Origin of the sequence: Lacticaseibacillus kribbianus (assembly GCF_020180945.1) — a bacterium.
GTDB lineage: Bacteria > Bacillota > Bacilli > Lactobacillales > Lactobacillaceae > Lacticaseibacillus > Lacticaseibacillus kribbianus.
Genome location: NZ_JAIPUL010000002.1, coordinates 77,609 through 91,817 on the forward strand (window position 1 = coordinate 77,609; position 14,209 = coordinate 91,817).

At 67.2% G+C, this 14,209-nt stretch carries 12 protein-coding genes; 9 read left to right on the forward strand and 3 right to left on the reverse strand.

Features of this window, described 5'->3' with window-relative positions; all coding sequences use genetic code 11:
* Window positions 1–39 precede the first annotated feature (39 nt).
* From LE416_RS07695 to LE416_RS07720, 6 genes are all read left to right on the forward strand, one after another.
* Window positions 40–774 carry a WxL domain-containing protein gene (locus LE416_RS07695; protein ID WP_225047920.1) on the forward strand — a complete coding sequence of 245 codons (735 nt, stop codon included), beginning with the start codon at window positions 40–42 and terminating at the stop codon, window positions 772–774.
* Between the two features lie 271 nt (window positions 775–1,045).
* Complete coding sequence (locus LE416_RS07700; RefSeq protein WP_225047921.1) at window positions 1,046–2,077, forward strand: WxLIP family cell surface protein; 1,032 nt, start codon at window positions 1,046–1,048, stop codon at window positions 2,075–2,077.
* A 16-nt stretch (window positions 2,078–2,093) separates the two neighbouring features.
* Window positions 2,094–2,609, forward strand: a complete 516-nt coding sequence (locus tag LE416_RS07705) for an LPXTG cell wall anchor domain-containing protein (RefSeq protein WP_225047922.1) — start codon at window positions 2,094–2,096, stop codon at window positions 2,607–2,609.
* Window positions 2,593–4,557 carry a lectin-like domain-containing protein gene (locus tag LE416_RS07710; RefSeq protein ID WP_225047923.1) on the forward strand — a complete coding sequence of 655 codons (1,965 nt, stop codon included), beginning with the start codon at window positions 2,593–2,595 and terminating at the stop codon, window positions 4,555–4,557. The genes LE416_RS07705 and LE416_RS07710 overlap by 17 nt, the downstream gene beginning before the upstream one ends.
* Before the next feature lie 291 nt (window positions 4,558–4,848).
* Window positions 4,849–5,163, forward strand: coding sequence for a cupin domain-containing protein (locus LE416_RS07715; protein WP_225047924.1), 315 nt, complete (start codon window positions 4,849–4,851; stop codon window positions 5,161–5,163).
* 9 nt (window positions 5,164–5,172) lie between these two features.
* Window positions 5,173–5,511 carry a cupin domain-containing protein gene (locus LE416_RS07720; protein WP_225047925.1) on the forward strand — a complete coding sequence of 113 codons (339 nt, stop codon included), beginning with the start codon at window positions 5,173–5,175 and terminating at the stop codon, window positions 5,509–5,511.
* Between the two features lie 313 nt (window positions 5,512–5,824).
* Here LE416_RS07720 and LE416_RS07725 read toward each other — a convergent pair whose 3' ends face one another.
* Window positions 5,825–6,598: an AraC family transcriptional regulator gene (locus LE416_RS07725; RefSeq protein ID WP_225047926.1), complete on the reverse strand. Its 774-nt coding sequence runs from the start codon at window positions 6,596–6,598 to the stop codon at window positions 5,825–5,827.
* Between the two features lie 103 nt (window positions 6,599–6,701).
* On the opposite strand from LE416_RS07725, the gene LE416_RS07730 reads away from it, so the two are divergent.
* Complete coding sequence (locus LE416_RS07730; RefSeq protein WP_225047927.1) at window positions 6,702–8,642, forward strand: right-handed parallel beta-helix repeat-containing protein; 1,941 nt, start codon at window positions 6,702–6,704, stop codon at window positions 8,640–8,642.
* Window positions 8,643–9,009: 367 nt separating this feature from the next.
* Here the strand turns inward: LE416_RS07730 and LE416_RS07735 are convergent, their stop codons facing one another.
* On the reverse strand, window positions 9,010–10,131 hold the full coding sequence (locus LE416_RS07735) for an NAD(P)-dependent alcohol dehydrogenase (RefSeq protein WP_225047928.1): 1,122 nt from the start codon (window positions 10,129–10,131) through the stop codon (window positions 9,010–9,012).
* Between the two features lie 208 nt (window positions 10,132–10,339).
* Complete coding sequence (locus LE416_RS07740; protein ID WP_225047929.1) at window positions 10,340–11,329, reverse strand: AraC family transcriptional regulator; 990 nt, start codon at window positions 11,327–11,329, stop codon at window positions 10,340–10,342.
* A 338-nt stretch (window positions 11,330–11,667) separates the two neighbouring features.
* Here LE416_RS07740 and LE416_RS07745 point away from each other — a divergent pair, with 338 nt between their 5' ends.
* A complete protein-coding gene (locus tag LE416_RS07745; RefSeq protein WP_225047930.1) occupies window positions 11,668–13,200 on the forward strand; it encodes a hypothetical protein in 1,533 nt (510 codons plus the stop codon).
* A 234-nt stretch (window positions 13,201–13,434) separates the two neighbouring features.
* Window positions 13,435–14,145, forward strand: a complete 711-nt coding sequence (locus LE416_RS07750) for a WxL domain-containing protein (protein ID WP_225047931.1) — start codon at window positions 13,435–13,437, stop codon at window positions 14,143–14,145.
* The last annotated feature ends 64 nt before the right edge of the window (window positions 14,146–14,209 follow it).

Here is a 14,209-nt window from a genome sequence, read left to right on the forward strand (position 1 = left end):
GCCGTGGGGCAGCGAGTCAAAAATGGGAGGAATTCTTTTATGAAGAAAACTTTGTTCATGAGCGCCGCTGCGCTTGTCCTGGCTGCTTCTGCCACCGTTGCACCGCTCGCCGTGTCCGCCGCCGAGGAAAACGGCCCGGCCGTTGGCACGACGACCGCCGAGTTCACCGTTAATGCCGGGGACGGCACCAATCCCGATACCAACCCAGGCGGCGACAACGGCACCGGCCTGAACGCCAATCTGTGGCTGGTGAAGGCGCCTGACCTGAACTTCGGCACGACCAACGTTGCCGCCATCATCAAGGGGACCACCCTGAACTACCAAAACGGCGACGTGAAGGCCAAGACCAACGATCCGGCCGAAAACGCCGACGGCCTGCTCCAGGTCTCGGATAACCGTGGGATCGGCGCCGGCTGGACGCTGTCCGCGTCCCTGTCCGACCTGACGACCACGAGCGTGGACAAGACCAAGCTGACCGATACGACCTACCGTGATCAGGTCAGCAAGTCCGGTGACCTGCTGAGCGGCGCCCTGAAGCTGCAGCTCACCAAGCCGGTATCGCCGAACGCCGACCTCGGTCAGACGGCCGCGCTCAGCACCGACAACCAGAACGTGACGATCTGGACGGCCGGCGCCAACCAGGGCCAGGGCGACAGCACGGCGACCGTGACCAACGACACCGCGCTCACGATTGACGCGAACGCTGCCGTTAAGGCTGCGCAGTACGATGCGACCATCACCTGGACTCTTTCCAGCACGGTAACGCCGAACTAAGCCACTCATGTGAGTCCGCAAAACGCGATCGAGGGGGGCCTCGGTCGCGTTTTTTCAAAGCGGCAGACCAAAAGCGCCAGCGAAACGGCTAGGCAGCCCGACCGGCTAAGCCCGCCGCGCTCCACCCTCTAAACGGGTTCCAAAGCGCAACGCGGGTGCGGCCTGCTACGCAATGGCGCTCGAAGCAAAGTGCGCTTCAAGCGCCATTGCTAGGCAGTCCGACCCGCTAAGTACGCGCCGCTCCACCCTCTCTTGAAAGGAGTTCCTTCCCATGCGTCTCAAAACTCTGCTGCTCGTTGCCCTGGCGGCCCTTGGGCTCGGGGCGAGCCAGGCCAAGCCTGCGTACGCCGCGACCGGGGCGGCCTACACCGTCAGCCCCGTGATTCCCAGCAACCAGCGCAGCGCGGTGTCGAGCTACTTCGACCTGGTCGTCAAGCCCGGCGCCGTGCAGCCGCTGACCGTTGCGGTGACCAACGCGACGGCCACGACGCGGCACCTGCGGCTGTCCTTGACGCACGCCTACACGCAGGACAACGGCGAGATCGGCTACAAGCCCAACGGTCCCAAGGACGCCTCGGCGCAGTACCGGCTGGATCAGCTGGGGGCGGCCAGCCAAAAGGTGACGCTTGCGGCCAAGCAGACCAAGCGCGTGACGGTGAAGGTGACGATTCCCAAGGGTGGGTTCACCGGCGTGATCCTCGGCGGGCTGTACATCGTCGACGAGGGGGAAAGCGCGGGGGCCAGCGCCAACGGGGTGCAGTTCAGCAACCGCTACGCCACTTTGGTCGGCGTGCAGCTGCAGACCAGCACCGGCGCGATCAACCGCGTGAAGCCGGCGCTCAAGTTGCAGGCGGTCGGCGCGGGCATCGCGAACAACCGCCCCGGCGTTTTGGCCACGATCCAGAACCCGACGCCGACGTACTGGGGCAAAATGCTGGTGACGGCGAAGGTCTACCGGCGCAACAGCGACACGGTGGTGATGAGGCGAACCGCGAGCAACTACGCGACGGCGCCCAACAGCCATTTTGACTTCGGCATTACGCAGTCGACGGGGCTGGCCCCGGGCGACTACACGCTGGATCTGCTGGTCACGGGGCCGCACGGGCGCTGGCACTGGCGCCGCAACTTCTCGATTCTGACCGAGCAGGCGCAGCGCATCAACAAGAAGCTGGCGCTCAAGACGCCGTTCACGATGCCGTGGTGGGGCTGGGTCCTGATCGGGCTGGGCGCGCTGCTGGTGATCGGGCTGCTCTGGTGGCTGATCGTGCTGCTGCGCCGGCGCAAGAAGGACGAGGACGACTAGAAGGGAGATTGGGCCGATGCGAGACTGGAAAATGCCCCTGGCGCTGACTTGCGCGCTGGTGGGTCTGAGCACGGGCGCGCTGGCGCCGACCCGCTCGGTGGCCGCGGCCACAGGCACCGCCGCGGTGAGCCGCACCGCGGCCGCTGGGACCACGCGGCGCGCTGCGCCAACCGCCGCCGCGACGCGCGTGGCGACCGCGGCCGCCGGACCGGCCACGGCCACCAGCACGGCGGAGCTGGTGGTGCTCGGCGGCGGGACAGTGATCACGCCGCCGAAGAAGCCGGACAAGCTGCCGCCGCGCGTGGTGCCGGTGGATCCGCTGCCGGGCCAAAGGGACGACGGGCACACCGGCGGCCGCACGATTGCGCCGACGCCAACGGCGGTGCGCACGGGAGTAATCCGCGGCGCGCTGCCGCAGACCGGCGAGGCGACCGCCCTGGGCGTGACCGCGGCGGGCCTGGTTGGACTGCTGGGGCTTGGCCTCTGGTGGCGCAGGCGCAGGGAGGAGACGGCTGATGATACACTCGATTAGACAATACCGCCGCGCGCTTTTGGCCGTCGCCGCGACCGCGGCGCTTGCGGTCGGGCTCGGTGCCGCCACGCGGCCGGTGCAGGCGGCCACGCCGCTTTGGACCACGACCAAGGACATCGACGGGCACGACTACCCGGAGCCGCTTGACGCGGACACGAACCTGCCGGCGTACGTGCCGTTCGACCAGGCGATGGACACGACGGGCATCGCCGGCACCAGCAGCGTGCTGTTGAAAAATGCGACCGGCAATAACGTCGCGGTGCAGCTGACCCACCAGACCGGGCAGTCCGGCTCAATTTGGAGCACGGCGCCGCTGTCGTTGCAGCAGTCCTTTGCCACCAAGATGCACATCTACTTCGGCGCCCGCGCCGACAGCGCCGATGGCATGGCCTTCGTGCTGGCGGGCCAGCGGCCGACCGCCGTGGGTAACCAGGGCGGCAGCCTCGGGGTCTGGAACGTCAAGTCCGGCAACGCCCTGAGCGGCGCGCTGAAGAAGTCCTTCGCGCTCGCCTTTGACACCTACAACAACGGCCACACCGAGGACACCGACGTCAACGTCAGGGTCTCAACCTACGTCGACAACGCGGGCGGGCAGTACGTCGGCTGGGGCTTCCCCGACATGGCCTATCAGTACAAGTCCCGCGCGTCGCAGACCCTGCAGTTCGACACGCTCAACCGCGCGGACGGCGGCATCAACAAGCAGACGGACGGCGCGGCATTCCCCGACCAGCGCGGCCTCGGCGGCTACCAGATTATGACCAAGGACAGCGGGGAAAAATTCACCGATGGTAAGTGGCACGCCGTCTCGGTGAACTGGACGGCCGACGCGAGCAAGGACGGCGGCGGCACGCTGACCTTCAGCGTCGCCATCAGCCAAAGCCACGTCTTCACCAAGTCGCTGACCTGGACGGCCAAGGACGTGACCACCATTTTTGGCGGCACCAACCTCTACTGGGGCTTCGCCGGCTCCACGGGCAAAAGCTTCGAGGAGGGCGTCGTCGCCTTCGAGACCATTCCGGGTCTGGTCGACGGCGGCCTGAACGCTGCGGTGACCGGGGCCAGCGGTGCGGTGCACCTCGGCGACCGGCTGAAGCAGACCTACACGCTGACCTACAACGGCGCCGGCAGCCGGCAGGACTGGCCGCTGGCGAGCACGACCGGCACCGCCGGGCTGACCGCAACCATGCGCACCGGGGACCACTACGGCTTCGCGGTGGGTGCGGACGACCGCGTGGCGGTGACGCTGACGGCACCCGACGGCACCACCAAGCAGGTCGCGGGCGAGTGCGTCGGGCCGATTCAGACCGTCACCGACCTGTACGGCAACGCGTACCGGATCGCGACACAGGTCACCGTCGCCAACCTCCCGCGCTTTGAGCGGCAAAAAGGCGCCGGGCAGCGCGCCACGCTGACCGCGCCGCTGATCGCGACCAGCCTGGGCGCGGCCGAAACCGGTGTCGGCGCCGGCGCGGTGGTCGGCGGCAACGCCCGCTACTCGGCCACGGTTGCGGTGCCGGCGGTGGTCGCCAATCCCTTGAGCATCTCGGGGGCCGATTTTCACTTCGGGACGCTGACGGTGGCGCAGATCATCAAGGGCTTCACCGGCGCACCGGGCACGGTGGGGACCGCCGGCGCGCACACCGGCATCGTGCCGGTGTTTCCAAGCGACGCGGCGGCCACGTTGACCGCCACGATGGCGCCGATGGCCTTTCCAGCCAACACCGGCTACCAGCCGGGCGGCACGCGCATCGCCTTCACCTACAACGGCCGGTCGGTGACGCTGGCCGACGACGGCCAGCCGGTGACCCTGTTTGCCGGCGCCACGGCCGCGCCGCCCGCCGCGGTCACCGCCGCAACGCTTGCGATGGCGGCGTACCCGCGGATCCAGGCGGGGCATTACAGCACCGCCATCACGTGGACGCTGGCGGTGACGCCAATCGTGCCGTGACGCACAAGCGGCCATGACCGCGATATTGAAAGGGCCTCGCGCCGCGGCGCGGGGTCCTTTTGGCGTCCGGCGCCGCGTGATGGGGCCGCCGGGTGCCGCACTGCGCGCCGGCTACCGGCATCCGCGCTGCACGCAGGGCACGACCGGCCGCCGGCTCCCGCGCAGACCGCCAGCTCCCGTGCAGACCGCCAGCTCTCGCGCAGACCGCCAGCTCCCGCGCAGGCTACCGACCTGCGGCTATCGGTTGCATTTTTTCCCGCAACGGCCCAGACTGAGGCGGGAGGGATGTCCATGCAAACACTCGCACTCGCCGACCTGATCGACTACCGCGACCACCAGATCGCCAGCAAGTCGTTCGGCCGCAAGCTCAACATCGCACTGCCGTTCGTTGCCTATGCGCTGGACGCAGGCGAAAGCATCAGCAACGAGGTGTCGACCATGACGCGCCTGATTCAGGTGACCGACGGCACGCTGACCGTGATGACCGACGGCCCGCACCCGGTCGCGACCGGGGAGCTGATCGTGATTCCGGCCGGGACGCTGCACGCGCTGGTCGCGCACGCCCGCTGCAAGTTCATTCAGATTGAGACCGCCCCGCGCGGCTAGGAGGAAACCATGCCTTTCATCGAAAAAATCACCGCCAAGGAAGTCCTGAATCTGCGCGACCTGGTCACCCTAGACGCCGATCAGGTCAACAGCCGCACCCTGGTTCAGCGCCCCGACATGAGCATGACGCTGTTTGCCGTCGCCACCGACCAGGAAATCGGCGGCCACTCGGCGGTCGGCGACGCCTTGGTCAACGTGCTGAGCGGCGTCGCCGAGGTCACCATCGAGGCCGACGTCTTCACACTGCACGCTGGCGAGTCCATCGTGATTCCGGCCAACGCGCGGCATTCGCTGTACGCCGTCGAGGGCTTCCAGATGCTTCTGGTCGTGGTGAAGCCGGAGCTGTAGGTTTACCGCAGCGAAGCGGCCATGGTATACTGAAGCCAGCAAAAACGGCACCCCTGCCAGGGTGCCGCCTTGCAGACTACCGCGCTAAGAGCGGTGGCCCAAGTTTAGAAGCTAGAAAGCCGCCGAAACTTCGGTCAAAAAGTTATGTGGGCGGCTTTTAGCTTGCTCAATTTCGGAAATCTCCGAGTGCTTTTCTCAGCGCGCCGCCCTGTCCGGTTGATCCCGGTTAGGGCGGCGCGTTTTGCTTGGCGTCACTCGTTAATCATCGCCCATCCGGCCTGTGCGGTGGCTTGGCGCTAGGCTACCCGTCCCGCTAAGTGCGCGCCGCTCCGCCCTGGGCCCGGTAGGCGGACGGCGTCTCTCCCAGCCGACGCCGGAAGGCCTGGTTGAACGCGTGCAGCGAGCCGAACCCCGCCTGACTTGCGACGGCGGCCACCGGGTCGGCGGTTGCGGTCAGCAGCTGCGTGGCCTTGGTCAGGCGGAAGCTCTGGACATAGGCGGTGTAGGAGAGCCCGAGCTGGTGCGAGAAGGTCCGCGAGAGGTACGAGTAATCGTAGCCCAGCGCCTGCGCGCAACCGCGCAGGCCGCAGTCGCCCTGGTAGTGGGCCTCGATGTAGGCCAGCACCTGGTACAAGAGGCGCTGCTCGGAGGAGGGCTGCTCACCGCGGTACGCGCGGGCCGGCGTGTCGAACTGGGCCAGGACCTGGTACAGCCACGCCTTTTGGGCCAGCGGCGTGGCGAAGCCCAGGGGATGCGCCAGGTCGGCCCCGGTCAGGCAAAAGTCCGTCGGCGCCTGCTGGGCGTGGGCTTGGGCAAAGTCGGGCACCAGCTCGGGAGCAAAAATGGTGACGGCGAAGCGGTTTTGGCCGGGGCTTGTGAAGCCGTGCGGTTGGTTGGGGAACACCAGCGCGGCCTGCCCCGCGGTCAGCCGCCGGGTCGCCTGGCCGATGGTCACGTCCAGGGCACCGGCCGCCACGGTCATCAGCTCGAAGGCTCGGTGGAAGTGGCGGGGGAAGTCGTGATCGTGCAGCTCGTGGCGCTTGAACGGCACCGCCGTCGCGAGGCCGTAATGCTCGAAGAAAAACATGTCATCACCGCAAATTTCGTCTAGTTGTGCGCAACGGCCAACCTAGACCGGCCGCGCCCACTCGCCTATAGTATAGCTATTCAGAGCAAAAGGGGCGAGCGTTATGGAATATCACGTCAGCATCAATGGGGCAGACTCGGCCGCCGGCAGCGCGCAGGCGCCGTGGCGCCACATCAACTACGCGGCGCAGCGGGCGGTCGCCGGCGACACCGTGGTGGTGCACGGCGGCACCTACCGCGAGCGCGTCGATCCGCGCTTCGGCGGGCTGTCGGACCGCCAGCGCATCACTTACCTGGCCGCGCCCGGGGAGCACCCGCGGATCCTGGGCTCGGAGGTGGTGACCGGCTGGCGTGCGCTTGGCGACGGGCTGTACACCGCAACCGTCGACAACGCGCTGTTCGGCGACTTCAATCCCTTCGCCTGCGCGCTTGCCGGCGACTGGCTGAACTCGGGCGATTCGCGCGTCACGCACCGCGGGGCGGTTTTCGTCGACGGCCAGACCTACTACGAGGCGCAAAGCCTTGACGCGCTGCGGGCCGCGGCGCCGCGTAAAACGGTGCACGACTACATGACGGGGGAGGAGGTGCCCGAGCCCTTCCCGGCCGCGACGGCGCGCCAGTGGTTCGCGCAGGTCACGGCGAATGCGACCACCTTCACGCTCAACGGCCAGGGGGTCGACCTGACCCGGGCGCTGGTCGAGGTGACGGTGCGCGCGACCGTTTTCACCCCCAGCCGGGCCAACCGCAACTTCATCACGGTGCGCGGCTTCGAGCTGGCGCAGGCCGCCACGCCCTGGAACCCGCCGACCGTCGCCCAAGTCGGGCTGATCGGGCCCAACTGGAGCCGCGGCTGGGTGATTGAAGACAACGTGCTGCACGACGCCAAGACCTCCGCCATCAGCCTGGGCAAGGACACAAGCACCGGCGACGCCCACGGCCCGTGGCGGCCGAGCTACCACCACCAGCTGGAGGCGGTGTTCACCGCCCGCGAGTACGGCGGCTGGGACAAGGCGCGCATCGGCAGCCACGTGGTGCGGCGCAACACGATTCACGACTGCGGCCAAAACGGCATCTGCGGGCACCTCGGCGCCGTGTTCAGCACCATCGCCGACAACCACATCTACAACATCGGCCTGATGCGCGAGTTCTGGGGCTGGGAGTGCGCGGCCATCAAGCTGCACGCCGCCATCGACGTTCAGATCCGCCACAACCGCATCCACGACACGGTGCTCGGCCTGTGGCTCGACTGGGAGGCGCAGGGCACGCGGGTGTCGGCCAACGTGTTCTACCGCAACTGCCGCGGCGTGTTCGTCGAGGTCAGCCACGGCCCGTACCTGGTTGACAACAACGTGATCATCGGCCCGCGCGCGATCGAAAACTTTTCCCAGGGCGGCGCCTTCGTGCACAACCTCCTGTCCGGCACGTACTGGCAGCTGCCCGTGCTGGACCGCTTCACGCCGTATCACCGGCCGCACACCACCGCGGTGGCGGGCTACTCGGCCATCTACGGCGGCGACGACCGCTTCCTGCGCAACCTTTACGCCACCGCCTCCGACCGGCCGCTGAGGGATCAGGGCACCGCCCAGCTGGCGGGGCGGCCGGACAGCCTGACCGCCTTCCAGCAGGCGGCAACGGCGGCCGACACCTGGCCGGCCGACCTGGCGGGCTACCAGAAGGTGTCACAGCCGGTGTACCTCGCGGGCAACGCGTACTGCGGCGGCGTCCAGCCCGCGCCGCAGGAAACCGGCGCCGTGGTGGTTGCCGACGGCCTGGCCCTCGCGCTGCACGAGACGCCGACCACCGTCACCCTCACCCTGACGCTGCCGGCGGCGGTGGCGCAAGACGTGGCGCCGGCGCTTGCGACCCACGACCTGCCGCCGGTGCAGCTGGCCCACTGCGACTTCGAGGGCCCCGACGGTTCGGACGTCGTGTTCGACCGGGACCTGACCGGCCTTCAGGCGCCGACCCGCATCGCGGGGCCGCTTGCGGGCCTGCACGCCGGGCAAAACGTGGTGACCATCTGGAACGCGGCGGCGCTAGGCTAGGGGACACCGCGCCAACCGGCCGTTGCGCCCTGGACCGCACGCCGAATGCCGCGACGGGCCCGCGGCCGAAGCCGGCAACCCCGCACAACGCGGCCGAGGCCGGCGACACCGCACAGCGTGGCCGAGGCCGGCGACACCGCGCAACGCGGCCGAAGCCGGCAGCACCGCACAGCGTGGCCGAGGCCGGCGACACCGCGCAACGCGGCCGAAGCCGGCAGCACCGCACAGCGTGGCCGAAGCCGGCAGCACCGCACAGCGTGGCCGAAGCCGGCAGCACCGCACAGCGTGGCCGAAGCCGGCAGCACCGCAATGCAAAAAGCCGTCGAATCGCAGGATTCGACGGCTTTTTGGTTGCGGTGCTTGGGGCCTATTCGCCCGGCACGTAATCCGGGTCGATCACCAGAATCGGCTTGATGGTCTTGCCGGAGCGGGAGTCGGCGTTGGCCTCGTTGATCTGGTCGAAGCGGTAGAACTTCTCGGTCTTGTCGAAGGCGAAGACGCCGAGCTTGTAGAAGTCAATCAGGCGCGGGATGTCGATCTGCGGGATCGAGTCGCCCATGTTGACGCCGACGATCTTCTTGTCGTCCACGCACAGGTCGTTCCAAGTGTCCACGTCGATGTGGTTCGGGGTGACAGCGATGGTCGCGGTCGTGCCGCCCTGGGCGAGGACCTTGATCGAGTTCTCCATCACGGCGGTGACGCCGGTGGTGTCGACGGCCCAGTCCACGCCGCGGCCGTCGGTCAGATCCTTAACGGCCTGCACGACGTCGAGGTCCTTGGAGTTGATGACGTCGGTGGCGCCGAGCTCCTTGGCCAGCTCCAGGCGGGAGTCGACGATGTCGATGCCGATCACCTTGACGCAGCCGGCGATGCGGCCGGCCATCATCGCGGCCAGGCCGACGGCGCCGGTGCCGAACACGGCGATGGTGTCGCCGGGGGTCGGGCGCAGGGTGTTCAGGACGGTGCCGGAGCCGGTCACGTAGCCGCAGCCCAGCGGACCGAGCTTGCGCAGATCAAGGGATTTGTCGACCTTGACCGCGTTGCGCTCGCGCACGACCGTGGTGGTGGTGAAGGAGCTTTGGTCGAACATGTCGGCCACGTGCTCCCCGTTTTCCGTGAAGTGGCTGGAGCCGTCCGGGCGCACGCCGGACAGGTTGTTGTGCGCGTAGTTCTCGCACTGCGTCGGGATGCCCTTCAGGCAGGACTTACAGTTCCCGCAGGCGTAAAAGGACAGCACGACATGGTCGCCGGGCACGAACTGGGTGACCTCGGGGCCGACCTTCTCGACGATCCCGGAGCCTTCGTGGCCCAGGACGATCGGGTAGTCGATCACCGCGTCGCCGCGGCGCAGCGCCTCGTCGGAGTGGCAGATGCCGCTGGCGACCATGTGGACCTGGATGTCGTCCGGGCCCATTGGTGCGAGTTCGATGTCGTCCTTGATTTCAAAATCCGCGTTCTGCGCGGCTACAACGGCTGCTTTGATTTTCATGCGATGCACTCCTTTGTGATGTGGTTAACAGTTGACGCCTTCATTATCGGCAACAAAAGGAGCGAAAGCAACCGCTTACAAAATCATCTGGCGATATGGCCCACCGCCGACCCGGGCGACTGCAACAGCTGCGCGCCGGCGCCGGCGGCCGCACTGGGACAGTTTTCACCTTCGTCCGGGGCACGGTTCTCATGTAAGTGGAACATATCTACAGGTCCAGCGTGCCCGCTCCGTCGCGGTCAGCCTTGGGGCCGTGGCCGAACTGCGCCTGGTAGTGGGCGTAAAAGAAGCTGGAGTTGGCGATGCCGACGCTGCGCGCAATCTGGTGCACCGGCCGGTTGGTGGTCGCAATCGCATCGCGCGCCCGCAGCAGCCGCTCCTGGGTCAGGGCGGCGCTGAAGGTCTGGCCGACCTCGCGGTGAAAAACGTTGCCCAGGTAATTGCGGTTGTAGTTGAGCTTGGCGGCTAGGGCGGCCAGCGTGACGTGCGCGTAGTCCTCGTGGATCGCCTTGAGCATCTCAAGCGCCAGCGCCTGGCCGGACGAAAGCGGCGTGACCGGCTGCTGGTAGTTGCGCACCAGCTGGGCGAGCAGAATCGTCAGCTCGGCCTGCATGATGGTGTCGGCCAGCTCGCGGTCCTGGTAGTACTCGGTGATCAGCCGCTGCATCGTGGCCTGAATCTCGCCGAAGCTAGTGCCGGCAAAGCGCACGAAGCCGCGCGGGGACTGCGGCCGCACGCGGTTTTCCAGGAAGGCGAACAGCACGCTGCGCTGCGCGTGCATGCGGCTCAACAGATCCAGCGAGATGTTCTGGTCGCGAAACAGCACGTTGATCAGCAGGTCGTGCTCGCCGAGCGCCGCGATCGCGTGGCGGCAGCCGGCGTCCAGGAGCAGCAGGTCGCCCTGTTGCAGCTGGACGCGCTGGCCGTTGACGTGCTCGACCGCCGACCCGGTCAGCATGTAGTTGAGCTCCAGAAACTGGTGGGTGTGCAGCGGGTAGGCGGCGAAGCGGTTGTGCTTGGACACGTAGATGCTGCGGTTGCGGAAAAAGTAGTCGTTGAGCACCGGCATGTTCGCGGTTTCGCTCAGGTCGACGTCAAGCGCGGCGGCGGGGATGTCGTCTTGGACCTGGCGGCTCTGGTACTGGCGCGCCTCAACGGGGCTGAACGCCTGCAGTTGGCGTAAAATATCGGGGTTCATGGGCGACTCCTTTCCGGCACATTTGCTCCATGGTAACCCGCAGGCGGCGGTTGGGGCAAAAAAAGTTGCGGGGGTGCCGCACGGGCGGGGGTCGGCGCGGGAGCCGCCCGGCCGGGGTCGGGGAGCCGGCTACGGACTGGGCCGCCGGATTCGCGGTGGGGCACTGGCCGCCGGTCAGACCGCCGGCTGCGGGACAGGTGCTTGGCGGCCGCCCGCCGCGGCGCTCCTTTTTTGCGCCCGCCAGGCCCGGTGCGATAGGCTTTGGCCTCGGCAACTTGCCAGCTACGGCGCGGCCTGATATAGTGGGCATCCAAAACTGGGAACCGGGGGACGAACGCATGCGAGACAGACATTGGTGGCGACGACTGGGGCTGGGCCTCGGCCTGATTGGCGTGCTCGCCGTGGCGCTGGTCCTGCTGCCGCCGCGCGCGGCCAGGGCCGCGGTGACGGTGCCGTCCGCGATCACGGCGCCGGCCGGGTTCGTGACGCCGTCGCCGGCGAAGGGGGCGACCGGGTCGGGGTTTCGCACCCAGCCGAACTGGTCGGGGTACGGTTACACGATGCTTGGCGTCGAGTCCGCGCCCACCGATGAGGAGAAGTACGCCGCCTTCGTGAATCGCGGGTTCGGCTATCTGCACCTTTATGCCTCATTTCGCAAGGCGGGCGGGGACTACCTGTCCGGCTACAAAATCGTGACCCGGCGCCGCATCGGCAGCGGTCCGGTGACCATCAGCACCGACCCCGGGGGATTCGGGGAGCAGCCCGGGGTGGTCTGGGACACGCCGATGCAGTATTGGCCGGCCAACGACTTCATCGATTACAAGCTGGCCTTCAACGACACCATCACGACGCCGACCTGGGTCACCTTCCAGGTCAGCATCATGGTCAACAATGGCAACGCCTACCACTCCCAGCTGTTCTGGGTGCTGGTGGTGCCAAGCCCCGTCGGCCGGCTGTCGGCGACGTCGCGGGTGGTTTTTCGCGGCCAGACGGCGGACGTCGGGCTGCTGAACACCGCGCCCACGATTGCCCCCGACTACCGGCTGACCGGCACCGGGTGGTTCGCGCTACGCAACTACCAGCAGCTGAGCAACCCCGCCGGCACCGTCGGCCTGCGGGAGCTGAGCGCCAGCCTGACCATTCAGCGCCACTCGTTTTACGACGGAATCACCGCGTCGCTGGGCACGCTGGTCGAGGTGCTGGCCGACCTGCCGGACCGCACCGTGACGCGCGACGGGTCGGCGCAGTTTTCGCTGACGCTGCCGGACCGGGTGACGGTGAAAAACGTGCGGTGGACCGTCGGCGGCGCGGCCGCCGGCACCGGGCCGACGCTGACCGTGGCCGACGCGCAGGCGACCACCGCGGTGCAGGCGACCGCGGATTACTACCTCGACGGCAACCTGATCCAGGCCGGCGCCGTCAGCAACCTGGCGTACCTGTACGTCGAGGACGACCCGGGCACCCTGGTGCTGACGGCGGTGCCGGACCTCGCCTTCGCGCCGGCCAGCGGCGCGCCCTTCACCGTGGCGCAGGCCTTCGCCGGTGCGACGCTTGCGGCCACCGGCACGGTCAGCGTGGCGGACGACCGCCTCGCGCCGGGCCCGTGGCAGCTGAGCGTTGCGGCGACGGGCTTCACGCCCGCGTGGCCGGCGACCATGACCCTGACGGCGGCCGGACAGCGCGTCTCCCTTGGCGTGCCCAGCGCCGAGCCGGTGACGCTGCTGTACGGGCCGACGTCCACCACGGACTTTGCGGTCACCGCGCGCCTGGCGCTTGCGGCCCGCACCGCGCCGGTGGCCGGCCAATACGCCGCGACCGTGACGTGGACGCTGACGGCAGGACCGATTGGCGCGGCCCCGAGCGCGCCGTAACAAAATAATTTATCGTGCGAGTCGACGGGGTCGGCTCGTATTTTTGTTCTGGGGCGCCTGAACACGCGACGTTAAAGAGGATACTTGCCGACTGAGTCGCCTAAATTTATTAATAATATTATTTACTAATCTTAGATGCTTGAAAAATTGACGGGAAACTGTCTGCCGTGTTACGATACCACGACTTGAGAAAACGGATTCTCAAGCTTTGAACACGCGAAGGGAGAGATAAGCATGCGCAAGCAGGTATTGGGCGCCATCGCACTGACGGCGGCGCTGGCAACGGCCCCGGTGGCTATCGGCCGGGCGGTAACGGGGTCGGGACCAGGGACGGCAGAGAACAACATCAGTATACCGACTTTGAGCGAGGGATTTGCCGTAGATGAGAATGGCAAAGCAACGGCGGCCTCCTCGGCCACATTCGAGCTGATTGCCGGCAAGCTGACGCTGGATCAAGTGCCGAACTATGATTTTGGCCAAGCGAACATTAGTGAGATTATCGCTGGTCCAGTGACAAGGAAATCGTTTGCAGGAGATCCGACCAAGAGGCTAAGCACTTACGACGGCCAAAACTACGAGGGCACCCTCTCTGTGTCGGATTACCGCGGCAACAATGCCGGCTGGACGCTCACGGCCCAGTCCGGCAACTTTAAGGGCGGCACCGGCACCGATACCCTCGACATTAATTCACTGACGTTGCATATCGGTGCACCAGTGACGGTGGATCCTCAGATGCCGGGTGAGCTTATAAGCGGTGACATTGCCGGGACCGGGGCGACCGCAATTAGTGCCGAAGCTGGGCACGGCGCGGGTAACAACACCTACAACTCTGACGCGTCACTCGATCTGGCTCAAAACATCAAGGCAGTGGCCGGCGACTACGAGGCCGTGATCAACTGGACGCTGGGGAGCACCCCGACACCAGCGGCGCCGACGCAGCCGTAGTGACCGCGATCTCAAGCGGGTCGGGCGACCGGCTCGTTTGGCTATCGCGGTCACCCCATGGAGG